Annotated in this window: 20 protein-coding genes and 6 tRNA genes; 14 read left to right on the top strand and 12 right to left on the bottom strand. The window is 38.0% G+C overall.

From position 1 onward, the window contains the following. Positions 1–258: 258 nt before the first annotated feature. The 10 genes from napF (at position 259) to D1094_RS14450 (ending at position 9293) form a co-directional block, all read left to right on the top strand. On the top strand, positions 259–780 hold the full coding sequence (gene napF / locus D1094_RS14495) for a ferredoxin-type protein NapF (RefSeq protein ID WP_118960829.1): 522 nt from the start codon (positions 259–261) through the stop codon (positions 778–780). A gap of 1 nt (position 781) precedes the next feature. After that, the gene (locus tag D1094_RS14490; RefSeq protein ID WP_118960828.1) at positions 782–919 is read left to right on the top strand and encodes a TIGR02808 family protein; all 138 of its coding nucleotides are present in this window, start codon (positions 782–784) and stop codon (positions 917–919) included. A gap of 93 nt (positions 920–1012) precedes the next feature. Continuing rightward, positions 1013–1303, top strand: coding sequence for a chaperone NapD (locus tag D1094_RS14485; protein WP_182440201.1), 291 nt, complete (start codon positions 1013–1015; stop codon positions 1301–1303). Next, positions 1300–3789: a nitrate reductase catalytic subunit NapA gene (gene napA, locus D1094_RS14480; protein WP_118960826.1), complete on the top strand. Its 2490-nt coding sequence runs from the start codon at positions 1300–1302 to the stop codon at positions 3787–3789. The genes D1094_RS14485 and napA overlap by 4 nt, the downstream gene beginning before the upstream one ends. Positions 3790–3834: 45 nt before the next feature. Next, a complete protein-coding gene (gene napG / locus D1094_RS14475) occupies positions 3835–4596 on the top strand; it encodes a ferredoxin-type protein NapG (RefSeq protein WP_118960825.1) in 762 nt (253 codons plus the stop codon). Beyond that, on the top strand, positions 4597–5457 hold the full coding sequence (gene napH, locus D1094_RS14470) for a quinol dehydrogenase ferredoxin subunit NapH (RefSeq protein ID WP_118960824.1): 861 nt from the start codon (positions 4597–4599) through the stop codon (positions 5455–5457). 2 nt (positions 5458–5459) lie between these two features. Next, entirely contained in the window at positions 5460–5915 is a 456-nt protein-coding gene (locus tag D1094_RS14465) for a nitrate reductase cytochrome c-type subunit (protein ID WP_118960823.1), read from the top strand. 24 nt (positions 5916–5939) lie between these two features. Next, on the top strand, positions 5940–6530 hold the full coding sequence (locus D1094_RS14460) for a NapC/NirT family cytochrome c (protein WP_118960822.1): 591 nt from the start codon (positions 5940–5942) through the stop codon (positions 6528–6530). A gap of 161 nt (positions 6531–6691) precedes the next feature. Next, complete coding sequence (locus D1094_RS14455; protein WP_118960821.1) at positions 6692–7978, top strand: acetyl-CoA hydrolase/transferase family protein; 1287 nt, start codon at positions 6692–6694, stop codon at positions 7976–7978. A 280-nt stretch (positions 7979–8258) separates the two neighbouring features. Continuing rightward, the gene (locus D1094_RS14450; protein ID WP_118960820.1) at positions 8259–9293 is read left to right on the top strand and encodes an IS110 family transposase; all 1035 of its coding nucleotides are present in this window, start codon (positions 8259–8261) and stop codon (positions 9291–9293) included. Between the two features lie 294 nt (positions 9294–9587). On the opposite strand, the gene D1094_RS14445 is transcribed toward D1094_RS14450, so the two are convergent. The 3 genes from D1094_RS14445 to D1094_RS14435 form a co-directional block, all read right to left on the bottom strand. After that, positions 9588–10808, bottom strand: a complete 1221-nt coding sequence (locus tag D1094_RS14445) for a pyridoxal phosphate-dependent aminotransferase (protein WP_118960819.1) — start codon at positions 10806–10808, stop codon at positions 9588–9590. Positions 10809–11021: 213 nt separating this feature from the next. Then, entirely contained in the window at positions 11022–12722 is a 1701-nt protein-coding gene (locus tag D1094_RS14440; protein WP_118960818.1) for a proline--tRNA ligase, read from the bottom strand. Positions 12723–12863: 141 nt separating this feature from the next. Next, the gene (locus D1094_RS14435) at positions 12864–13862 is read right to left on the bottom strand and encodes an ion channel (RefSeq protein ID WP_118960817.1); all 999 of its coding nucleotides are present in this window, start codon (positions 13860–13862) and stop codon (positions 12864–12866) included. A gap of 69 nt (positions 13863–13931) precedes the next feature. Here D1094_RS14435 and D1094_RS14430 point away from each other — a divergent pair, with 69 nt between their 5' ends. Then, positions 13932–14417 (top strand): GNAT family N-acetyltransferase, encoded by a 486-nt coding sequence (locus D1094_RS14430; RefSeq protein ID WP_118960816.1) that lies wholly within the window; start codon positions 13932–13934, stop codon positions 14415–14417. 13 nt (positions 14418–14430) lie between these two features. Here the strand turns inward: D1094_RS14430 and D1094_RS14425 are convergent, their stop codons facing one another. The 8 genes from D1094_RS14425 to D1094_RS14390 form a co-directional block, all read right to left on the bottom strand. Next, positions 14431–14844, bottom strand: coding sequence for an RNA-binding S4 domain-containing protein (locus tag D1094_RS14425; protein WP_118960815.1), 414 nt, complete (start codon positions 14842–14844; stop codon positions 14431–14433). 132 nt (positions 14845–14976) lie between these two features. After that, positions 14977–16065: an ISAs1 family transposase gene (locus tag D1094_RS14420; protein WP_118960814.1), complete on the bottom strand. Its 1089-nt coding sequence runs from the start codon at positions 16063–16065 to the stop codon at positions 14977–14979. A 654-nt stretch (positions 16066–16719) separates the two neighbouring features. Beyond that, positions 16720–16795 (bottom strand) — tRNA-Val (locus tag D1094_RS14415). A 31-nt stretch (positions 16796–16826) separates the two neighbouring features. Continuing rightward, positions 16827–16902 (bottom strand) — tRNA-Val (locus D1094_RS14410). Between the two features lie 31 nt (positions 16903–16933). Beyond that, positions 16934–17009, bottom strand: a tRNA-Val gene (locus D1094_RS14405). Positions 17010–17040: 31 nt separating this feature from the next. After that, positions 17041–17116: transfer RNA gene (locus D1094_RS14400), tRNA-Val, on the bottom strand. Between the two features lie 30 nt (positions 17117–17146). Then, a tRNA-Val gene (locus D1094_RS14395) sits at positions 17147–17222 on the bottom strand. Positions 17223–17252: 30 nt separating this feature from the next. Beyond that, a tRNA-Val gene (locus D1094_RS14390) sits at positions 17253–17328 on the bottom strand. 297 nt (positions 17329–17625) lie between these two features. Between D1094_RS14390 and gltX the strand changes: the two genes are divergently transcribed. From gltX to D1094_RS14375, 3 genes are all read left to right on the top strand, one after another. Next, positions 17626–19038 carry a glutamate--tRNA ligase gene (gltX, locus tag D1094_RS14385; protein WP_118960813.1) on the top strand — a complete coding sequence of 471 codons (1413 nt, stop codon included), beginning with the start codon at positions 17626–17628 and terminating at the stop codon, positions 19036–19038. 121 nt (positions 19039–19159) lie between these two features. Beyond that, complete coding sequence (locus tag D1094_RS14380; RefSeq protein ID WP_118960812.1) at positions 19160–19681, top strand: hypothetical protein; 522 nt, start codon at positions 19160–19162, stop codon at positions 19679–19681. A gap of 115 nt (positions 19682–19796) precedes the next feature. Continuing rightward, positions 19797–21146: a DEAD/DEAH box helicase gene (locus tag D1094_RS14375; protein WP_118960811.1), complete on the top strand. Its 1350-nt coding sequence runs from the start codon at positions 19797–19799 to the stop codon at positions 21144–21146. A gap of 107 nt (positions 21147–21253) precedes the next feature. On the opposite strand, the gene D1094_RS14370 is transcribed toward D1094_RS14375, so the two are convergent. After that, on the bottom strand, positions 21254–23917 hold the full coding sequence (locus D1094_RS14370; protein ID WP_182440200.1) for a collagenase: 2664 nt from the start codon (positions 23915–23917) through the stop codon (positions 21254–21256). Positions 23918–24217 lie beyond the last annotated feature (300 nt).

The following is a 24217-nucleotide window of genomic DNA, read 5'->3' as shown; positions in this document are numbered from 1 at the left end:
AGCAGCGATTAGGTTTACCTGCTATTCTCATTTTGATATATGTCAAAAGATTTGAGAAATACCTTGATCTATATCAAGGTATATAGAACGCTACTTGATGTTTGTCATTTTAATCGGTGTATAATCAATTCATTAAAAGAAAAAGGGTTATTCTTTATTTATTGAAGCGAAAACAAGAGCATTCGCTTGCAAGCTCATTAAAACTAATGAACGAGTAAATGAATAAATACCATTTTTCAACATTTAAAAGGCAAGTCAATGACTGTAGGTGTAGATCAATCGCGACGCAATTTTTTCCGAGGTAAAAGACCTAGTGAAAAATCAGCTCTACGCTTACCTTGGCTTAAAAGTCAGCAGTCTTTGTATGATAACTGTACGCAATGTACAGAGTGTATTTCAGCCTGTGAAACGCAAATCATTAAAAAAGGTGACGGTGGTTTTCCTCAAATAGATTTTTCTTTAGGTGAGTGTACCTTTTGCCAAAAATGTGTTGCTGCGTGTCACGAAGATGTTTTTTCCGATGATTTATCACAAGCGCCATGGCATATAGAAACGACGGTTAAGAGCAGTTGTTTAGCACAAAATCAAATTATGTGTCAGAGCTGTCAAGATAGTTGTGATACCCAAGCTATTTCATTTCAATATCTAAAGTCTTCAGTACCACAAATGCGTATTAATCAAGATGATTGTACTGGTTGTGGTGCCTGTGTTTCAGTTTGCCCTCAAGCGGCAATAGAAATAAAGCTTTTAGATACCTCAACAATAACAATAGGAGATTAACGTGAGTGCACTTGAATCCTTAATTTGGACAGTATTAGGTTACTCTTCAATGCCCGTTATTTTTTTAAGTGGTTTTATCGGAACAGCCGTTTTTGCTGTTTTATTGCTTAAAATGACTGGTGCTGAAGCGAAGGAATAAAAGCATTAATAACTTAATTGAAAATTTTACTATCAAAATGAAAATCAAGGCTGAGAAGCCTTACACAAACGAATTAAACAGAGGTCAATTATTGTGATCAATCTACTTGAAGAAAACCCTGTTAATATCGCGGGGGTTTTATTTGCTGCTTATCCTGAAAAGGCTGATGAAGTTGCGATAAAACTAGGCGAGTTCCCAGGCGCTGAAGTCCATGAAATTACTGAAAGCGGTAACATGGTAGTAACAATAGAAGAAGACAATAAAGATCAACGCTTAATTGAAACAATAACAACTATGAGCAACATCCCAGGTGTGATTTCCTCATCATTAATTTTTCATCATAATGATGCTGGACTAGCACAGTTTTCAGGAGGGCAAAAATGACACTGACAAGACGGGATTTTATAAAAGCAAACGCTATCGCCGCAACTGCCGTTGCAGCAGGCGTATCAATACCTACTTCAGCTTCGAATTTGATTACAAAATCATCTGAGAGCAAAATAAAGTGGGATAAAGCGCCATGTCGATTCTGCGGTACAGGTTGTAGTGTACTAGTCGGGACTCAACACGGTAAAGTCGTCGCCACCCAAGGTGATCCAGATGCCCCCGTAAACAAAGGGTTAAACTGTATCAAGGGGTATTTCTTATCTAAAATTATGTACGGTAAGGATAGATTAACCCAACCTTTATTACGTATGACCGATGGTCAGTACGATAAAGAAGGTGATTTTACACCGGTTAGCTGGGATACCGCTTTTGACGTAATGGCTGATAAGTTTAAAGAAGCTATTAAGAAAAAAGGCCCTACCTCAGTTGGTATGTTTGGCTCAGGTCAATGGACAGTTTGGGAAGGCTATGCTGCATCTAAATTGATGAAAGCAGGTTTCTTAAGCAATAATATTGATCCAAATGCTCGTCATTGTATGGCGTCAGCGGTAGGTGGCTTCATGCGTACCTTTGGTATTGATGAGCCAATGGGCTGTTATGATGATTTAGAGCATGCAGATGCGTTTGTCCTTTGGGGATCAAACATGGCAGAAATGCATCCTATTCTATGGTCACGCTTAACTGACCGTCGTTTAAGTGCACCACATGTTAAAGTACATGTACTGTCTACTTTCAAGCACAGAAGTTTTGAATTAGCTGATAACGGTATGGTATTTACGCCACAAACCGATTTAGCTATTTTAAACTTTATTGCGAATTATATTATTCAAAATGATGCGGTTAACCAAGACTTCTTAGACAAACACGTTAATATTCGTGAAGGTGTGACAGATATTGGTTATGGATTACGTCCAACACATCCATTAGAACAAGCGGCTAAAAACCCAGGTAAAGGCGGTTCTAAGCCAATGAGCTTTGAAGCCTTTAGTAAGTTTGTTAGTACTTATACGCTTGAGTATACGTCGAAACTTTCTGGTGTTCCTGAAGCTAACTTACTTGAAATGGCTAAAATGTATGCCGACCCTAAAGTCAAAGTTACTTCATTCTGGACTATGGGCTTTAACCAACATACTCGTGGTGTTTGGGCTAATAACTTAATGTATAACGTGCATTTATTAACAGGCAAAATCTCAGAGCCTGGTAATAGTCCGTTTTCATTAACAGGTCAACCATCTGCTTGTGGTACTGCACGTGAGGTAGGTACTTTTGCCCACCGTTTGCCAGCTGATATGGTCGTTAAAAATCCTAAGCATAGAGCGTTTTCTGAAAAAATTTGGAAATTACCTGAAGGTACTATTCCACCTAAACCTGGTTATCATGCAGTTTTACAAAACCGTATGCTTAAAGACGGTAAGTTAAATGCGTATTGGGTTATGTGTAATAACAACATGCAAGCTGCGCCAAACATGAACGAGGAAGGTTTACCGGGTTATCGTAATCCTGAAAACTTCATTGTGGTATCTGACCCATACCCTACGGTTACTGCTCAAGCAGCCGATCTTATTTTACCAACAGCAATGTGGGTAGAAAAAGAAGGAGCATATGGTAATGCAGAACGTCGTACACAGTTCTGGCATCAACAAGTGCAAGCTCCCGGTGAAGCAAAGTCTGATTTATGGCAGTTAGTTGAGTTTTCAAAACGCTTTAAAGTATCAGAAGTATGGCCTGAAGAATTAATGGCTAAAGCGCCTGAGTATAAAGATAAAACTTTATATGATGTGCTATATGCTAATGGCCAGGTTAATAAATTCCCTACTAGTGATTGTAAAGGTGATGCTAACCAAGAAGCTGAAGATTTTGGGTTCTATATCCAAAAAGGTTTATTCGAAGAATACGCAATCTTTGGTCGTGGGAAAGCACATGATTTAGCTGATTTTGATACTTATCATGAAGCTCGTGGCCTACGTTGGCCTGTAGTAGACGGCAAAGAAACATTGTGGCGCTTTAGAGAAGGCTATGATCCTTATGTAGAAAAAGGCTCAGGTGTTCAATTCTATGGTAAGCCAGATAAAAAAGCTGTGATGTTTGCTTTACCTTATGAGCCAGCAGCAGAATCACCAGATGAAGAATATGACTTATGGTTAAGCACTGGTCGTGTACTTGAACATTGGCATTCAGGTTCGATGACAGCTCGTGTACCTGAACTGCATAAAGCATTCCCTGATGCGGTAATATTTATGCATCCAGATGATGCACGTAAGCGTGATTTACGTCGAGGAGATGAGTGTATTGTTACCTCTCGTCGTGGTGAAGTGAAGTCTCGAATAGAAACAAGAGGCCGAAACCGCCCACCTAAAGGGTTAGTTTTCATGCCATGGTTTGACGCGAAGCAATTGACAAATAAGTTAACGCTAGATGCAACGGATCCATTGTCAAAAGAAACTGACTTTAAAAAGTGTGCCGTGAAAATAGCTAAAGTTTAACGACTTTAGCCATTACTTTATATTTACAGAAATCAAGAGTTAATGATGAGCAGTAAAAATACTTACCAACCAAGGAAAATGTCTAGACGTCAGTTAATTACTGATGCTAGCCGTGGTATATGTGGTGTAGGTTTGTTAGCTACAGGGCTTGCTGGTTATGCCAAGCAATCTCAAAGCATTGCTGCTCAATGTTTACGACCTCCTGGCGCATTGAGCGAGGAAGACTTTTTAGCTGCGTGTGTTCGTTGTGGGTTATGTGTTGAAGCATGTCCCTATGATACGTTAAAACTTGGTAAGTTATTTGAGCCTGTTACAACAGGTACGCCTTACTTTGATGCGAATATTATTCCCTGTGAAATGTGTGATGATATTCCTTGTCAAGAGGCTTGCCCTACAGGCGCGATATCACCTAGTTTAGCGTCAATTGATGACGCTAAAATGGGGCTGGCCGTTTTATTGGATCGCGAAACATGTTTAAACACTCAAGGTTTGCGTTGTGACATTTGTGTAAGGGTTTGCCCTTTAATGGATGAAGCAATTACACTTGAAGTAGAACGTAATGTCAGAACAGGGCATCATGCCATGTTTATTCCTACGGTGCATTCAGATGCATGTACGGGGTGTGGTAAATGTGAACATGCGTGCCCATTACCTGAAGCAGCAATTAAAGTACTTCCTTTAGAACTTGCAAAAGGTGAGTTAGGTAAACATTATCGCTGGGGTTGGATTGAAAAAGACAATGCTGGTGGTTCATTAATTGATGAAGTATTAGATCTTCCAGATCGTGTACCTGAAGGGCTTCAATAAATGAAACACCCTGTAGGTCAAGAAGCAATAGCGAGTAAAGGCTGGTTATCAGCACATAAGTATTTATTATTAAGAAGGTTTAGCCAACTTACTATTTTAAGTTTGTTCATGCTTGGCCCTCTTTTTGGTGTTTGGGTTATTAAGGGCAATTTAAGTGCTAGTGTTTTATTAGACACAGTACCGATGACTGACCCTTTTGTTTTGTTGCAAGCGTTTGCAGCAGGACATATTCCTGAAACTACAGCAATAATAGGCGCTTTGATTATCACTACTGGCTATTTCTTGGTAGGAGGTCGAGTATTTTGTTCATGGGTTTGCCCTGTCAATATGATAAGTGATGCAGCACATTGGTTAAGACGGAAATTGAAAATTAGAACGTCAACGAAGCTATCTCGTAAAACTCGTTTTTGGGTTTTAGCCATGGCACTTATTCTACCTATTTTTTTAGGTACGATGGCATGGGAGTTAATTAACCCGGTATCAATATTTCATCGTGGTGTGATATTTGGTATGGGAATGGCTTGGATAATACTCGTTGGTATTTTCTTGTTTGACTTATTACTCGTAGAGCAGGGATGGTGTGGTCATATTTGTCCGCAAGGGGCACTATATAATTTAATTGGTCGTTTTAGTCCAATTAAGATATCAGCAACTAAAAGAGACAACTGTGATAAATGTATGGATTGTTTCGCTATTTGTCCCGAGCCTGAGATATTGAAAATGCCATTGTTTGGAGAAAGCAAAGGCTTTGGCCCACTCATTAAAGCAGCCGATTGCACAAACTGTGGTCGTTGCATTGATGTGTGCTCACAAGATGTATTTAAGATAACGACAATTTTGCCTAGAAAGGCAGAGGTATAATTATGAAAAGATTATCATATGTTGTAATGGTTTTAGGTTTAGCCTGCACAACAACATTACATGCACAAGAGGTTAACTCTGGTGGCGTTGAATCACTTCGTGGCACAGCAACACTTGATGAAACTAAAAAAGCAGAAACAATGAAACGTGTGATTAAGGATAAAAATCCTATTGCTCGTAACTATGTGCATCAACCACCTATGGTTCCACATCAAACTCGTGGTTACCGTGTTGATTTAAACTCTAACAAGTGTCTTACGTGTCATGGTTGGAAATATGCGGCAGAAACGGGTGCAACAAAAGTGAGCTTAACTCACTTTGAAACTCGCGACGGTAAAACACTTTCAGATGTTTCTCCGCGTCGTTATTTTTGTTCTCAATGTCATGTAACTCAAGCAGATGCAAAACCATTGGTAGATAATACCTTTGAGCCTGTTGAGTCATTGGGTAATGAATAAGTCCTAATGTGAAAGGGGAAAAAAATGACGAAAGCAAATAATAAAAAAGGCTTTTTGCAATACCTTAAGTCGCCAAATAGCGCGGGATTATGGTTTATATTGTTGATTGGTTTTGCCGGCGGTATTATTTTCTGGGGTGGTTTTAACACTGCTTTAGAAGTAACAAATACAGAAGAATTCTGTATCAGCTGTCATGAAATGGAAAACAATGTTTATGAGGAATATCGTGAAACGATTCACTACTCAAATAGATCGGGCGTTAGGGCGACATGTCCTGATTGTCATGTACCTAAAGAGTGGACTCATAAAATAATCCGTAAAATTGCAGCCAGTAAAGAAGTTTGGGGCAAACTAACAGGTATTATTAATACGCCTGAAAAGTTTAATGGACACCGCCGTTCAATGGCTGAGCGTGAATGGAAACGAATGAAAGAAAATGATTCACGTGAATGTCGTAATTGTCATAACTTTGAATATATGGATTTCTCAGAACAAGGTAATCGTAGTGTTAAAATGCATAAAGATGCATTAGGCACTGGTGAGAAAACGTGTATTGATTGTCATAAAGGTATTGCACATACCTTACCTGACATGAAAGGCGTGGAAAATTGGTAACAGTAATTAGCTAGCTTAAATTACTGTAACGAAAAAGCGACATTATTGTCGCTTTTTTTATATGTAAATTTTTAATGAGTTAATGCTATTTGATGTAAATCAGAAGTGGTTATCTACTGATTGATTACACTGTGTAGGGTTATATTATGTTGGAAAAAAATATGTCAGTTACTGTCTGTAAAACCGCCTTAGAAGCGGTTTCAATTATTGAAGATAATGAATACATTTGGACTCACTCTATGGCTGCAACACCAAGAGTTTTGTTCTCTGCACTTGCGACGCACGCTAAAAAACGCAACAACTTAACATTGATGCAGCTTCATACCGAAAGGGGAGAAGTGTTAGCTGATGAATCATTAACGCCTCACTTACGGCATCGTTGCTATTTCACTAGTGCCTCAACGCGTCCTTTAATCGCGCAAGGTAAAGCTGATTATGTACCTATCTTTCTCTCTGAATTGCCGAAATTATTTCGTTCAAAAGAACAGCCAATAGATACTGCTATCATTCAAGTTTCTCCACCTGATCAACATGGCATGTGTACAATGGGTGTTTCAGTAGAAGCGACCAATTCAGCCTGTCAAATGGCTAAGAAAATCATCGCACATATCAACCCGAAAATGCCGAGAACTCATGGTGATGCATTTATTGCTTACGATAGGTTTCATAGCGTTTATTGGCAAGAAGATGAACTCCCGCAACATCCAAAAGCACATCTTGATGAGGTGACTAAAGCCATTGGTGAAAATGTTGCTGCGTTGATTAAAGATGGCGACTGTTTACAAATGGGCATTGGAGCTATCCCTGATGCAGTATTAGCCTGTTTAAAAGATAGAAAAGATTTAGGTATTCATACAGAAATGTTTTCTGATGGTGTTCTTGAGTTAATTGAAGCAGGGGCGATTAATAATAAATTAAAGAAAGTACACCCGGGTAAAATTGTCACGGGGTTCGCAGCAGGCACTCAAAAACTTTATGATTTTGTTGATGATAACCCACAAGTAGCTTTTTTAGATATTGAGTATGTTAATGATACGTCTATTATCAGGCGCAATGATAATGTCGCAGCAATCAATAGCGCACTACAAGTTGATATTACTGGTCAGGTTTGTGCCGATTCAATTGGTACATCGATATATTCAGGCGTTGGTGGACAAATGGACTTTATTCGTGCCGCTAATTTATCAAAAGGGGGGAAAGCCGTAATTGCATTACCTTCAACGGCTAAACGAGGTGAACTCTCAAGAATTGTTGCCACACTCGATAGTGGTGCAGGTGTGGTAACGACTAGAGCGCACGTTCATTATATTGTTACTGAGTATGGGGTAGCTAATTTACGGGGTAAAAGTTTACAGGAAAGAGCGCAGGCACTTATTGCTATCGCCCACCCTGACTTTCGAGCAGAGTTAGCAGAGCAAGCGAAAAAGCTTTGGCACATCAATTGTTAAAGCTTTATTTTAAAGCAATATAAAAACGATTAAGTTAATTAATCGTTTTTATTGTAATATTTTACTCACTATTGACTATTTATTTAACCTCAGCTCGGGTTAAGAGATAAGTTAATCGTTTGAAATTGTTAGACTTGTGGTTTTAGCAACTCACTAGCTTGATAGTTTTTCTTAATTCAAGGCAAATTCATTAAGAATAGATAATTGGACTCCCTCACACCCAAAGATGTGAGGTAATATATTTGTTACCACACAAAACATATTAAAAAGAGTCCATAACATGAATAATACTATCATTGGTGTAGATTTAGCAAAAGAAGTTATCCAAGTTTGTATATATACAAACAAAAGCGTGCGTTCTAATACAGAAATGACAACGAGGGAGTTTTTAATCTTCTTAGCCAACCTTAAATCAGCGACAGTTATTTTCGAAGCCTGTAGTACCTCGAACTATTGGAAACAAAAAGCCACTAGTTTAGGGCATGATGCTCGTCTCATTTGCCCTAAACTTGTCCATTCAGTGCGCCAAAACCAAAAGACAGATAAAAACGATGCGTTAGCGGTTGTGCAAGCAGCTTTACTACCGGATGTTAATTTTATCTCAGGTAAAAATATTGAACAGCAACAATTGCAATCCATCATGCGTTTTAGAGAATTAGCAATTAAACAGAAAACAGCTTTAGGCAACCAACTAAAAAGTTTGTTATTGGAATTGAATATTCGGGTGTCCAACCGTGATGGTGGGTTAAAAGGTGTCATTCAAGCAACATTAGAAGATGGTGAAAATGACCTATCTTTTGAATTTAGAAGCGCATTACAAATGGCCTGGACACAATATCGCGGTTTAATAAAATCGATAGTGCATTATGAAGAGGTGTTGGCTAACATATCGACACAACATACTGAATGTAAAAGGTTACTACAGTTAGAAGGAGTAAGCACCATCAATGCGGTGAATTTATATATTGCTTTGGGTTGTCAACCCGAGCTGTTTCACAAAGGCAAAGAGGCTTCTGCTTGTATAGGGTTAACCCCAGTTCAGCATTCAACGGGTGGAAAAGTAAAACTGGGCAGTATTGGTAAATACGTGAAAAACAGTATGTTACGCAGTAACCTTATCGTAGGAGCAATGTCAGCGATTAACCGGATAATGACACGAGAAGCCGTCACCCAAAAAGAGGCATGGATACAAGCATTGGTTGCTCGCAGAGGAAAACGTTGTGCAGCGGTAGCCTTAGCGAACAAAACAGTAAGAACAGCCTTTGCAATGTTGACCCAAGGCACAGAATACAAAGCGGTATTAATTACAGCTTAAGAGGTTCATACAATAAAAACGCCCAATTGAAGATAAAAACCAGCAGGTAAAACCAGTGAATAACTAAGAGCCTAGAGCTCGCTTTATAGATTTGGTTACCTGTTCGCGAAAATATCAATGAGCCAGAGTTAGCTACTCAATTAGAGCTCGAACATAAGTATGCGTTTAATTCTTCAAAGAAGTTTTTATTGTTGACAAGAGGGAGTCCACATAAGTTATTCTATTGTTTATGAATTTAACACAGAAGTAAGGAAAAATAGCTGCTAGGGAGCTATTTATTATCCCGAGCTGAGGTTATTTAACTTGTTTGTAAGTCGAGAAAAAGTTTTTCAATCGCTCAAGTGCTGGAATTAGTTCGTCAACATGCGGTAAAAAGACTAATCTAAAATAATTATTATCTTTAATATTAAATGCACGACCATGCACTAAAAGTATCTTTTCTTGCTTGAGCAGATCTAAGATCATCTTCTCATCATCGGTAATATTAAATTTAGCATTATCAACTTTAACAAATAAATACAGTGCTCCCATTGCTGGGTGGCAAGAGAGACCATCAATATCATTGATCATTTTCTCGGCGATATTACGTTGTTTTAATAAGCGCCCGTCACCAGTAATTAACTCATTTATGCTTTGATAACCGCCAAGTGCTGTTTGAATAGCGTGCTGGCATGGAACATTAGCGCAGAGTCGCATTGATGATAGAATATTTAAACCCTCTAAATAATCTTCAGCGTGTATTTTTGGCCCTGAAACCACCATCCAGCCAGCTCTAAAACCAGCAATTCGATAGTTTTTAGACAGACCACCCATAGTAATAATGAGCACATCTTGAGCTAAACTCGCAGTAGGAATATGTGTAGCTTCATCGTATAAGATTTTATCGTAAATCTCGTCACTAAAGATGATCAAGTGATGTTTACGGGCTAGGGCAATGATACCTTGTAATACTTCTTCTGGATAAACAGCGCCAGTTGGGTTGTTCGGGTTTATTAATACAATTGCTTTGGTTTTTTTAGATATTTTGGCTTCCATATCTTCAAGGTTTGGGTACCAAAAATTTTCATCATCACAATGGTAATGAACAGGTGTACCACCTGATAAGGCAACAGCAGCAGTCCAAAGCGGGTAATCTGGTGCAGGAATTAATACTTCATCATCATTATTAAGAAGTGCTTGCATAGCCATGACAATAAGTTCACTGACACCATTACCAATGTAGATATCATCTACGCTAACTTCTTTTATATTTTGTTGTTGAAAGTATTGCATTACTGCAACACGAGCTGAATAGATACCTTGCGATTCAGAGTAACCTTGAGAGCTTGGTAAGTTGTGTATAACGTCTTTTAAAATGTCGTCAGGGGCTGCAAATCCAAAAGGGGCAGGGTTGCCTATGTTTAATTTGAGAATTTTATGTCCTTCATCTTCGAGACGACGGGCTTCTGCGGCTATTTGACCTCTAATATCATAACAAACCTTGTTTAATTTAGATGACTTAGTAATAGCTTTCATGAGTTAGGCACTTCTTTAAAATATGAATTTCAGGGTGATTGATGACTCCATTGTTGCCAATTTTGTTAATGATTGAAACCGTTAATTTGCTTTTTTTAAATGAAAAATAATATAAATATGAAACATTTAGCTATATAAAACGGTATACAATCTCACAAAAATAAAAAGAGGGCTCAACGCCCCCTGATTAAAGAAATGCTTTTCACTCAGTTTTTATTGAGAAAACAAAGCGTTAACATCATCAATAGCTATTAGAGACTTCTCGCCCGTAATACGGTTTTTCAGTTCTACTTTTTTCTCGTCTAAATTACGTTCGCCAACAATTAATAATAAAGGCGTTCCCATAAGCTCATGATCAGCAAACATGACACCAGGGCGTTCTTTTCTATCATCAAATATGACTTCAACACCTTGATGTTGTAGTTGCTCATACAAGGCTTCAGCCGTTTCTTTTACACGAGCTGACTTTGCCATATTCATTGGCACAATAGCCACTTGAAACGGTGCGATAGCTTTCGGCCATTTAATACCGTATTTATCGTGGTTTTGCTCTATAGCGGCAGCAACAATACGAGAAACACCGATTCCATAACACCCCATAGTTAACGTTTGGTTTTTTCCACCTTCGTTAAGTACAGCACAATTCATCGCCTCAGCATACTTTTGACCTAATTGGAAAATATGGCCAACTTCAATGCCACGCTTAATAATGATATTACCTTGGCCGCATGGGCTAGGGTCGCCTTCAACAACATTACGTATATCAGCAACAGTAATATCACCACAATCTCGCTGCCAGTTAACACCGGTGAACGAGTAATTATTTTCATTGGCACCACAAGCAAAGTCGCTTAAATGGGCGGCACTTCTATCGACAATTACTTCAATGGGTAAATCTTTAGGACCCAATGAAGTACTATGACAGTTAACAAGCGCTGATATTTGTTCTTCTGTTGCTAATGTTAAAGGAGCAGCAACGCTTGGAAGGTTTTCAGCTTTGACTTCATTGAGTTCATGGTCGCCACGCAGTACAAGCGCTACTAATTTTTCAGGCTCATCTTCAGCAACTGAGCCAAGTACTAGTACCGTTTTTACACTGGTATTGAGTTCTGTTTCTGTTGTTTTGATTAAGCGCTCAAGCTTTAACTCAACCTTTTGAATTTCTTGAGTTGGTGCCGGTCTTTCTCCTGAAGGAGCAAGTGCTTCTGCTTTTTCGACATTAGCGGCAAAATCACTTGCATCACTAAATGCGATATCATCTTCGCCTGAATCCGCTAATACGTGGAATTCATGAGACGTATCTCCGCCAATAGAGCCGGTATCTGCAATAACAGGGCGGTAATCCAAACCTAACCTGTCGAAAATACGGCAGTATGCATCAAACATTTTTTGATAAGTTTTTTCTAAACATTCTTTTTCTAAATGGAAGGTGTAAGCATCTTTCATTAAGAATTCACGACCACGCATTACGCCAAAACGAGGGCGTATTTCATCACGAAACTTTGTTTGAATTTGAAAAACATTTAAAGGTAACTGTTTATAGCTACTTAATTCGTTGGCAACTAACTTGGTGATAACTTCTTCGTGAGTTGGGCCTAAAACAAAATCACGCTTGTGGCGATCGTTTAATCGTAATAATTCAGGGCCATAATCGTCCCAGCGACCTGATTCTTCCCATAAGTCTGCGGGTTGAACCATCGGCATTAACACTTCATTAGAGCCTGCTCGTTGCATCTCTTCACGTACAATGTTCTCAACTTTTTTAAGTACTTTTAAACCAGTGGGTAACCAAGTATATAAACCAGAAGCAACATTTCTAACTAAACCAGCACGCAGCATTAACTGGTGACTGATCACTTCTGCACTGGCAGGCGTTTCTTTTAAAGTAGACAGTAAATATTGACTCGTACGCATTGAACAAAAATTCCGTAATATGGCATTGATAATAATGGCGCTATTCTATCAGGGCTTAGTATTTAGCAGAAGAACTATTATCAAAGATATTAAAAAAATAATGTTCATATAAAAGAGTTAAATGATAAACCTTTTAAAAACTTACCTGGTCATTTTTTTGACAAAAACGACGACAAATAAGGCTATAGTGAAACTACCCGTAAAAGCTTCAATTGCTGCAATAGCACGCGATAAACCTACCGGAGTAAAATCGCCATAGCCTAGTGTGGTAAAGGTCACTACGGAGTAATAAAGAGAAGACAAAAAGAAATGTATATTTTGTTGTAAACTTTGCTCACTGCTAATGGTTTGGATGGTATCTTGGTAATTTAGTCCAGTAAACGAATACATAATGGCGCAAAGGATAATTATGATGATAGATAAGCCAATGATTCTTAATGGTGCTTCTCCATATCCACAAAAAATATCGACTATTTTAGATAGAAACCTAGCCATACTATAACGAGGTAACTGCAATCGCCTCATTGTTAATTCTTTTTGAATGAAAAAGCCTGATAAGCTAAAGATACCTTCACGCTCTGCGTGCTTTCTTAGGTCACGATAAATTTCTTCTGCTTGTTCTAAATAATCAATTGATGACGGTATATCTTTGTTGATTTGAGCGGTTTTTGCATCAAATTCTTGCTTAAGTTTCGTACCTATTTTAACATTTTCAAATTTACTGCCAGACCACTTTACGCCCAACATATTGGTTTTTTCTAGATTTGCACAGTTCAAATTAGAGTCTCGCAAATCGGCCTTCATTAGACTGGCATTGGTTAAGTTAATATTAAATAAGTGACCATTTTTTAAGTTTGCATGGTAAAAGTCAGCATAAGAGAAATCATAACCCTCTTTTTTACCATGGTTTACAAGATCGATACCCTCTAGTTGCGATTGACTTAACTGAATACCACGCAGCATACCGCCATTTTTTGCGTGCAGCTCTAGTTTACCTTTAATGTCAGGTGTTGATTTATCGATAGTTTTATCATGCCAAAAACAATAACCTGAACTGGTGGCTGCTTCCGTACAGTAAAATGATGAATGATCCGTATTTTCAGGGTCTTTATATTGACAGGTTTGCTTTTTATCACTCATTTTTAGAGTATAGTGTGCTTAATTGTAAATTGAAAAGTTCACCTAATATTTTGTTTTGAAGGAGCCTCTATGGCAATTGAATTAATCCAAGCTGATTATCAAAATGAACAACATGCTACAGATTTAGTTATGTTATTAAATGCTTATGCCTTAGATCCAATGGGCGGAGGAGAAGAGCTAGCAGAATATGTGAAAAAAAATTTAGTGACTACTCTAGCTAAGCGCTCTGATGTGTTCTCTATATTATGTTATGTCGATAATAAACCCGCAGGTATAATTAATTGTGTTGAAGGTTTTTCAACGTTCAAATGTAAACCGCTGATTAATATTCATGATTGTGGTGTGCTACCTGAATTTAGAGGGTTAGGTATAAGCGGCCTTCTATTTTCAAAAGTTGAAGAATTAGCAAAAGCCAAAGGGTGCTGTAAATTAACCTTAGAAGTACTTGAAGGTAACGTTGTTGCTCAAAATGCTTATAAAAAACTTGGTTTTGCTGGTTATGAACTTGATGAAAAAATGGGCAAAGCGATGTTTTGGGAGAAAAAAATCTCTTAGAAAAAGTAATGGTTTAAAATGAAATTGGTCGTCTCTTTCTACCACCACTGGTGCTTTTGAGTTCCGAAGCACTAGTGTTCTTTTCAATTCGTGTTGCTTCATTTTGTTTTTGTTTTTTTGATGGTGAAATATTGTGCTCGTCTTTAGAAGCGACTTCAACATCAGTTTGTTCGTCAGACTCCTCTTGAGCTAAAGACAGGTTTTCATTTACTTCAATATGTAAAACGTTACCATTAAACTCGATAATATCTTGATGATATACTTTCTTTCTTTTTTGGTACTCGACTTCGCCATTTAAAAAGACATAGCCTTCACTGATCACTACCTTAGCTTCACCGCCACCAGAGACTAAATCAGCAATTTTAAGTAATTTATATAATTCAATGGGCTGTTGGTCTAATTCTATTATTAATTCTTGTTCTGACATAAATAGTATTCTTATTGATTTGTGAAGTGGAATATTAACAGTTAATAGCGTTGAGCAGAATATTTTAAGCTCAAAAATTCTTATAAAGAACAGGGCAGAATCATACTTGAATGAATTTTAACCAAAAATAAGTTACTCTCGAACGTCATCAGACCAAGCTGCCCGTTTTAATTTACCTTTTATACTGTCCTTAATCGAACTCAAGCGGGCAAGGTTCATAGCAAAACGTCTGAAGGTAGCCATATTCTCAGGGGCATCACCCCGACGAATACGCGACTCATCTTCTTTAAATGTGACATCTAATACCCAGTGTGATGAATTCTCTATTGCCCAATGACTTCGAATGACTTTGGCTATTCGTGGCAGGTCAATCTCTAATGAACTAATATAATAAGCCGTCTCAGAGCTTTCGGCTTCATTGATATACCGTTTTCTAGTCACTTCAATGACAGAGTTTAACTTACTCCAACCTTCTCTTTGGCTTAGCCAATCAGTGACCGGAAGTTGAACGTATTGCCTATGTTCAATGCGACCATGACCATCATTAGTGAGCTCTAAGGTATTAGAGTCAATTAACTGAGGCTCATCGCGGCGAATTTTGTGGAAGTACGCTTTAATTTCATTCGATAGTTTCCCCTGATTATTCTTTACTTGTAGCGCATAGTCCCCATCTTTCTTATCGATAGCTTTTGTTACTTTCTTTAAACAATGCATTGCGTCGGCTGTAATGACATTACCTTTGAGCTCTAGTAGTTCGATGAGCTCCATTACGGTGGATACTTCATTTTTCTTACTCAGTGATTTACATTGCGCAAGGACTAACCCTTGCTCAACAGCATAAGCTGAAACACTGTGCAGGGCAGTTTTTCTATCACCGTCGAATGAGTGACGAAGCGTTTTACCATCAAAGGCAATAATTGATTGACCATTGCTCTCTCGTATTTCGTTAACCCAACTCATAAAGCAGCTTAGCAATGCAGTTGGCTCTATAGCACTAATAATACGAGCTATGGTGTCATCGACAGGAATACCAGCTTCAAAATCTCTGAACTTTCTCAGCCATTCTAATTTACTGTCACCAAACTGTTTGATGTCTTTCCAGCCTTCTGCACCTGATAGTATTGCGACGACGGTTAGGAAGATGATATCGAGTAGTTCGTGCTTTTTATTAATGTGAGAACGAGTGTCCTCAAGGTTATCGAAATGTTTGATAAATGACATAGCCTAGCCTAAAGGACTAGATTTGATCATAAATCGGTTAGGTAGGGCAAGTAAAAGTATGATCTTGCCCTGTTATAAAGAACAGAAGGTGGTTTTCACTTTGAATTTCAGATGAAATTGGGGAGTAGGTGTAAAAATAAAGGAGGCAGACATTACTATAAATGCAGGCTTGAATCATTGATACGGTGCGGTTGTAAAGAGGAGAAGGTGTGTTTTAGCTAGAATGTTACATGAAATGCATTAAGATGGTGGACGATACTGGGCTTGAATTAGTGATACGGTGCGGGTTGTAAAGAACAGAAGGTGCTTTCACTATAGTGTGCTTTATTGAGATAAAACTAGAATGAAATTAAGATAATAGTTGCTATAGATGAAATAAAGATGGTGGACGATACTGGGCTTGAATTAGTGATACGGTGCGGGTTGTAAAGAACAGAAGGTGCTTTCACTATAGTGTGCTTTATTGAGATAAAACTAGAATGAAATTAAGATAATAGTTGCTATAGATGAAATAAAGATGGTGGACGATACTGGGCTTGAATTAGTGATACGGTGCGGGTTGTAAAGAACAGAAGGTGCTTTCACTATAGTGTGCTTTATTGAGATAAAACTAGAATGAAATTAAGATAATAGTTGCTATAGATGAAATAAAGATGGTGGACGATACTGGGCTTGAACCAGTGACCCCCGCCTTGTAAGGGCGGTGCTCTCCCAACTGAGCTAATCGTCCATTTTAGTTTTGCTTCTATATGGCATAGAAGTGGTGGACGATACTGGGCTTGAACCAGTGACCCCCGCCTTGTAAGGGCGGTGCTCTCCCAACTGAGCTAATCGTCCATTTTAGTTTTGCTTCTATATGACATAGAAGTGGTGGACGATACTGGGCTTGAACCAGTGACCCCCGCCTTGTAAGGGCGGTGCTCTCCCAACTGAGCTAATCGTCCATTTTAGTTTTGCTTCTATATGACATAGAAGTGGTGGACGATACTGGGCTTGAACCAGTGACCCCCGCCTTGTAAGGGCGGTGCTCTCCCAACTGAGCTAATCGTCCATTAGAGTTTTACATCTTTATGGAAAAAGATGGTGGACGATACTGGGCTTGAACCAGTGACCCCCGCCTTGTAAGGGCGGTGCTCTCCCAACTGAGCTAATCGTCCATTAGAGTTTTACATCTTTATGGAAAAAGATGGTGGACGATACTGGGCTTGAACCAGTGACCCCCGCCTTGTAAGGGCGGTGCTCTCCCAACTGAGCTAATCGTCCGTCTCTGTGGGGGCGTATTATAGGCAGATCAGTAAAGCTGTCAACCGAAAAACAAGTAAATAAGGTATTTTTTTTCAATGTTTTTAACGTTTGTTTTATTTTTGGGCAATACGGTGGTTTTGCATTCATCATTTTAATGTAATCGAATTATTTGAATAAATAATAATGGGGCAGTTAGGAGTTAATTTCATCTAGTAGGTGAATTAAGCTGATCACAGTGATAAAATGCGCAAAATTTTAAGCCAATACTTTACTAAATGAATTTACCTTCATTTAGTCTTTATATTTGAGACTCTTATGACTTTAACAACTCGTTTCGCTCCTAGCCCTACTGGTTACCTCCATGTTGGTGGTGCTCGTACCGCTTTATATAGCTGGTTATATGCACAGAAAAATGGTGGAGACTTTATTCTTCGTATTGAAGATACTGATTTAGAACGTTCAACTCAGGCATCTGTTGATGCCATCATGGACGGCATGAATTGGTTGAACTTAGCTTGGACTCACGGTCCATATTTTCAAACTAAGCGTTTCGATAGATACAAAGAAGTTATCGACCAATTACTTGAATCAGGCAATGCTTACCGCTGTTACTGTAGCGCAGAAGAAGTTGAAGCGATGCGTGAAGCGGCAAAAGAAAAAGGTGAAATCGAAAAGTATAATGGTTTGTGGCGTGATCGTACGGATCACCCTGAAAATGAACCTTATGTTATTCGTTTTAAAAACCCGCTTGAGGGTGATGTTATTATCAAGGACATGGTCAAAGGTGACATTACTATTAGTAACGAACAGTTAGATGATTTAATTATCGCGCGTTCTGACGGCTCTCCAACATATAACTTAACTGTTGTTGTTGATGACTGGGATATGAAAGTTTCTCATGTTGTCCGCGGTGATGATCATATCTCTAATACCCCTAAACAAATTAATATTTTAAAAGCGCTTGGTGCAGACGTTCCTGAATATGCTCATATTCCAATGATTTTAGGTGATGACGGCAAACGTTTATCTAAACGCCATGGTGCGGTTAGTGTTATGCAATATCGTGATGACGGTTACTTACCTGAAGCACTATTAAATTATTTAGTCCGTTTAGGTTGGTCACATGGCGACCAAGAAATTTTTTCTCGTGATGAAATGATTGAGCTGTTTGATTTAAAAGACTGTAACCGTGCACCTTCAGGCTTTAATACTGAAAAACTTATTTGGGTTAATCAGCATTATATGAAAACAATGGATCCAGCTTATGTCGCTGAGCATTTAGCATGGCACATGAATGATCAAGGAATACAAACTGAAAATGGTCCAGCACTCGCTGAAATTGTTAAAGTTCAAGCGGATCGTGTTAAAACATTAAAAGAAATGGCAGAAATTTCTAGCTATTTTTATCAAGACTTTAGTGAATTTGATGCAAAAGCGGCTAAAAAGCACTTACGTGGTGTCGCAAAAGAGCCATTACAATTAGTGAAACAAAAACTATCAGCGCTGGAAAACTGGCAAGCCGATGCTATTCATGAAGCAATAAACGCCACTGCTGAAGAGTTAGATGTTGGCATGGGGAAAGTTGGTATGCCACTAAGAGTAGCAGCCACAGGCGGTGGAAATTCACCTTCCCTTGATGTGACTTTAGCTTTACTCGATAAAGATAAAGTTTTAGCGCGAATAGATCTTGCTTTAGCTCTTGTAGAAGAGCGCATTGCTAGCAGCTAACTTGAGCTGAGTTAATTCTGCGTAGAAGCCACTGTAAAAATACAGTGGCTTTTTTATGTGTAACAAGCAGTGTATATTGTATTCTTTTTTTGCGTTTTAACATTAATAGGATTTAGAATACATGCAAATTTCTAAAGTACGTCAATTACACGTTTTGACTAGAACAACAACTTTATTGGCCTTATTTTTACTTACTAAAAGTGCATTTGCTGAGAAGCTAATAAAAGCAGAATTAAATACTATGTGGCAAGAGATGTCAAAAACGATAGCTGCTGGTGATTTTGTTGGTTATCGTACTGCTTTTCATCAAGATGCGACGCTTGTTTTGGGCGAAAAAGAAACCAGTTACCATATTGATAAGGCGTTTAAACGATGGAAATCAGGTTTTGATAAAGTTAAATCTGGCCAACATAAAGTTAAAGTTGAATTTCGTTTCTCTAAAAGAATCTATGATCATTCTACAGCTCATGAAACGGGGATGTATTATCACGAGCTTGTTGATGAGCATGGAGATAAAACAGTGCACTATGTTAATTTAGAAGCTTTATCAATGAAAGTTAATGGAAAATGGCGAGTTGTGATGGAGTATCAAAAATCGACAGGTAATTATGAACAATGGGCTAGTCTTGATGTACTTGAATAATAAACACTCAAGTTGAACATATTTATTAGGGTTATATTCTTTTGCAAAATATTTAGCCTTATCTAGCTTAGATTCGCTATAATATCGACTTTATATAGATATATTGGAGTTTCGTTTGCAATTTAGTGATTTCGCCTTAGAAAGGCGTTTAATGAATGCCGTTGAGCATTTGGGGTTTACTGAGCCAACAGAAATTCAACAACAAGCTATTCCTGCTGCAATAGCAGGTCATGATCTTATTGCTTCATCTAAAACGGGTTCAGGTAAAACTTTGGCATTTCTCATTCCTGCTATGCAAAGGTTAAACCGAAATAGAGCGTTATCTAAACGAGATCCTCGCGTAGTTATCTTAACTCCTACACGTGAACTTGCTAAACAAGTATTTAGTCAATTACGATTATTCACGTCTGGTAGTCAGTTTAAGTCAGTACTTATTTTAGGTGGCGAAAATTTTAATGATCAAGTTAAAGTTTTAGAAAAAGATCCACACTTTATAGTGGCGACACCAGGGCGCTTAGCTGATCACCTTTCTCAAGGTCACTTTTACTTAAATGGTTTAGAGTTACTTATTTTAGATGAAGCCGATCGAATGCTTGATTTAGGCTTTGCTGAACAGTTGAGAAAAATTAATCAAGCGGCAGATCACAGAAAACGCCAAACATTGTTGTTTTCGGCAACATTAGATCATGCCCAAGTAAATGAATTTGCAGCTCATTTATTGAAAAAACCAAAACGCATTGCGATTGATTCGGGTTATACCGAGCATAAAGATATTACCAAACGATTTTACTTTGCAGATCATTTAGATCATAAAGAAGCTTTATTAGGTCATGTTCTTGAAAATGAATCTTATCAGCAAGTCATTATATTTGCAGCGACAAGACAAGACACTGATAGATTGGCCACTGTGCTTATAGAAAAAGGTTTAAATGCTGTAGCGTTGAGTGGTGAGCTGAATCAAAGTCAACGAAATCAAATAATGGAAAGCTTTAGTAAAGGTCAGCATAAAATTCTTGTGACGACTGATTTAGCTTCTCGTGGCTTAGATTTGGTGAATGTTTCTCATGTTATTAACTTTGATATGCCCAAACATACAGAAGAGTTTGTGCATCGTATTGGTAGAACAGGTAGAGCAGGGAGCAAGGGAGATGCTATTTCTTTTGTCGGGCCAAAAGATTGGTTAAGCTTTAAAAATGTTGAAGCCTTTTTGCAACAAACTATTTCTTTTGACCAAATAAAGGGGCTAGTGGCTAAATTTAAAGGGCTTAAGCCTAAGAAGAGTAAAGCTAAACCTAATAAAAAGGCAGTGACTAAAACAGCGAACAAGAAAGTTGTAAAACAGAAAAAGACAACTAAGAAAACTTTCCTGCAAGGAGAGGACGTTGGTGACATGATGATAGTGAAGAAAAAGAAACCTGTATCAGCAGAGCAACTTGAAGGCGATAATCTTAAAGAAGTCGAGTAAATCGTTATCTAATAGTTTATTTATTTGGTCGTTAAAAAGTAATTTTGAAAATAAAAACGCTGGCTTTATGATAAAACCAGCGTTTTTTAGTTTAACTATTGAGTTGATTATTTATTAAGGGTAAATGCACTATGTTTATCGCTATCTACTTCTAAAATAGCTAAACATTTGGCCGTTTTCGGATCATCGCTATTTCCTAGCATAATTCTGTCGTCATGCCTCCATGTTATATTATCCCACGTCTCACCCGGAGCTAAGCTTGCGTAATAACTGCGTCGTAATAAGCCATTAGTTTTTTGGTTTGCAGCTTGTTCAGGAAACACCCAAAAGGCATAAATGTGCTGATTACTTTCATTTCTTAACGAGGCATTTTTAGCGGTGATACCCGTGCTGGTATAGCTTTCTTTTAATTTACAGGTATCGTCAGAAATTGGTGTTCTGTCATAAAACCCAATGTGACGGTACTTTTTAGCGGTGATGGTACCTAAGCATTGGCCTTGTGCATTAGACACTAAGACACGCTCACTGTTATAAATAGTATCTTTAGGTTGCCACGAGTCATTAGGGCTAAGTTGAATGCTTGTTGATGAAGCATTACCTGTTGTGGCATCAATCCTTTGTAAGTTGATGTTTTCTTTAGCATGGTTAGTGATTTTAAAGCTATGAAGTTGATTTTTATCGTTCTGAGTTAACTCATAAGGTTGTTTTTGAACACAACTATCAATTGCTGCCGATTCAATGATACGAGGAGGCTCTAGTACCGCTACCGTTTCAGGCTCGGGATCTTTTGGTAAGTTTACGCTGTTTATACAGTTTTCACCTTCGCACGCATAAATATGAGTATCAGCTAGTACAGCGATAGCTGATACATTATCAATCGTGATGTAGTAATCACCAGCTGTTACGTTCGTTAGTGTACACGCTTGTTTAGGTTGTTCTTCAACAGGTATATTTGTTTTACACACAAGTGCTTCTTGATTTAGTGACCCGATACTGTGAACAGGTTTGCCTTTACCAATTAGTAAGTCATATTCGCCAACCCCTCCTGCAGAGCCAATGGTTAATTCATCTAGGTCTTTTTCGATATGTAGTTTAAAGCCCCAATCTCCAGCACCGTAAAGTGTTGTATAGCTGTTTAAAGGTAAATCACTTTCTGGTAGTTCAAAGCTATCTAAGAAGGCTTTTTTAGTGCCCCAATATAACCAGGCTTGGAAATCAGCTTCGTATCTTTGGGCTAAATGTTCAAGAAATGCATCTGATTCTGTGTATTTACCTTGTTTGGTTAGGTTCACAAACTGTTTTAAGTCGTCTAACTTTTCTTCAAATAAGAAAGTAAAAGCGAGATGTCCCCACGAGTAGGGATTAACCTCTTTATGAAAAACTTCATACAAGCTTGCGGTATTATGTTTGGCAATTAACTGGTTATTTTCAAAAGCTAAGACAGACTTTTCTGAAAGAGATGCAGCGCCAAGACAAGACTTGTCTTCATTACGTATGATAAATCTGTCATCTTGATGCCAGCTACCTTTGTTAAATCCATTCCAGCTTTCGTTAGGTTGTAGCTCAATCGCTTTTTTGTTTTTTGAAACACTACCGTTATAATTCACGCGTTTTAAGAAAACCGTTTGTTTAGATTCATTCACAATAGTGAAGTCTTTGATAGACTTATTACTCGTGTTTTCATTATAGGGAGCAAGCGCTGTGTCACAACTTAAAATGTTTTTTGGATAGAAAGCCGAGTGCGCTGTAGTAAATTGTCTTTCTGGTCCATTCCAAAAACCAAAATGTTGAGCTAGACCTTCAGACCACCAACTAATCATATGATTGACGGCTGTAGAATAAGTACCTTTCTTAAGATACCTACCATCTAGATAGTGGGCAAATTCATGTTCTAGGTTCCAGTAATGGGTTAAACCTCCTGTCCAATGGATACCGTTAAAAGTACGGAAAGTTGCTTGTGGTGAATTTGGATCTTCAGGCGACTCTTCATGGAATATACCACTGCTATTACTGCTGTCTTGCAAATAACTCATCCATGTTTTATGACTTTTTATACTGTCATAAAGTTCAGCAACAACTCTATGATTTAGGTCACCTTCTATGGGTTGAGCAAAATAAGGATCTATCTTTGTCCAATCGTTAATAAAACGCTCTTGTGTCATAGCGAGTCGTTGACAAACAAAAGATTTTTGTTTCTCGGTTAATGCTTGAGCGCGAATATCTGCTAGTGCATTTTTGCAAGAATAATTAATCGAATAAATCTCTGTTGATGTGTATAACAAGCCATCGTTAACTTCATATTTGCCAGGTTTTTCGTGCTCTTTGTCGCTCTTATCTATTACAGGGTTTATCAGTAAGTAATAATTGCCAGCTTTGGGTTTATCAAAGACACATAGTTCTGAATCGCCTTTTTTCCATGTACCGCGACAATCATAATTATCAACCGTAGGTATTTGTTCGTGGCTGACATAAATATCAGGATTGCCAAATACTTTTGAATCTTTCCCCCAAGCTAAACTAAAGACCAAAGACGACTGTTCACTAGGTACCTCAACGGTATAGTAAAGAGGCTTATTAGTATTAATGTTTCTTACTGGTATCCCCAATTGATATTTAATAGGGTTTTGTATTGTGCCCAAAGGTGCGTTTTGCACGAATTCGACATCACTATTAGACATGTTTTGCTTAGTGCTGTTGTCAATTTCATTAGAGGTTGAGCAAGCAAAAAGTAGGGAAGTTAAGGGGTATAACAAATATCGAGTACTGCGCATGTATATTCCTTGGGTAACCATAATATGGGTGATGATCTTTTATAGATTAGAGCGTGTTGACTTTTGTTGATATTTTAAACAATGCGCTATTTTTATCATTAGCAAAGCAGTATGAACGCAATTTGGTTGTTCCAAATAAGTGAATACTAATGCTGCTAGTTTTAGAAATAGCCATTGCCCTTTGGACTGAGAGTAAAGGGGTTATATCTCTCAGCTGAATTATTAAACAAAAATAAATACGGCCTAGCTAAATGACTTATTTAAAAACTTGCTTTTAGCTATATTGAGGTAACTAAAACC

The sequence above is a fragment of the Colwellia sp. RSH04 genome (genome assembly GCF_003545765.1).
GTDB lineage: Bacteria > Pseudomonadota > Gammaproteobacteria > Enterobacterales > Alteromonadaceae > Colwellia.
This window is presented reverse-complemented; position numbering and strand designations above follow the sequence as displayed.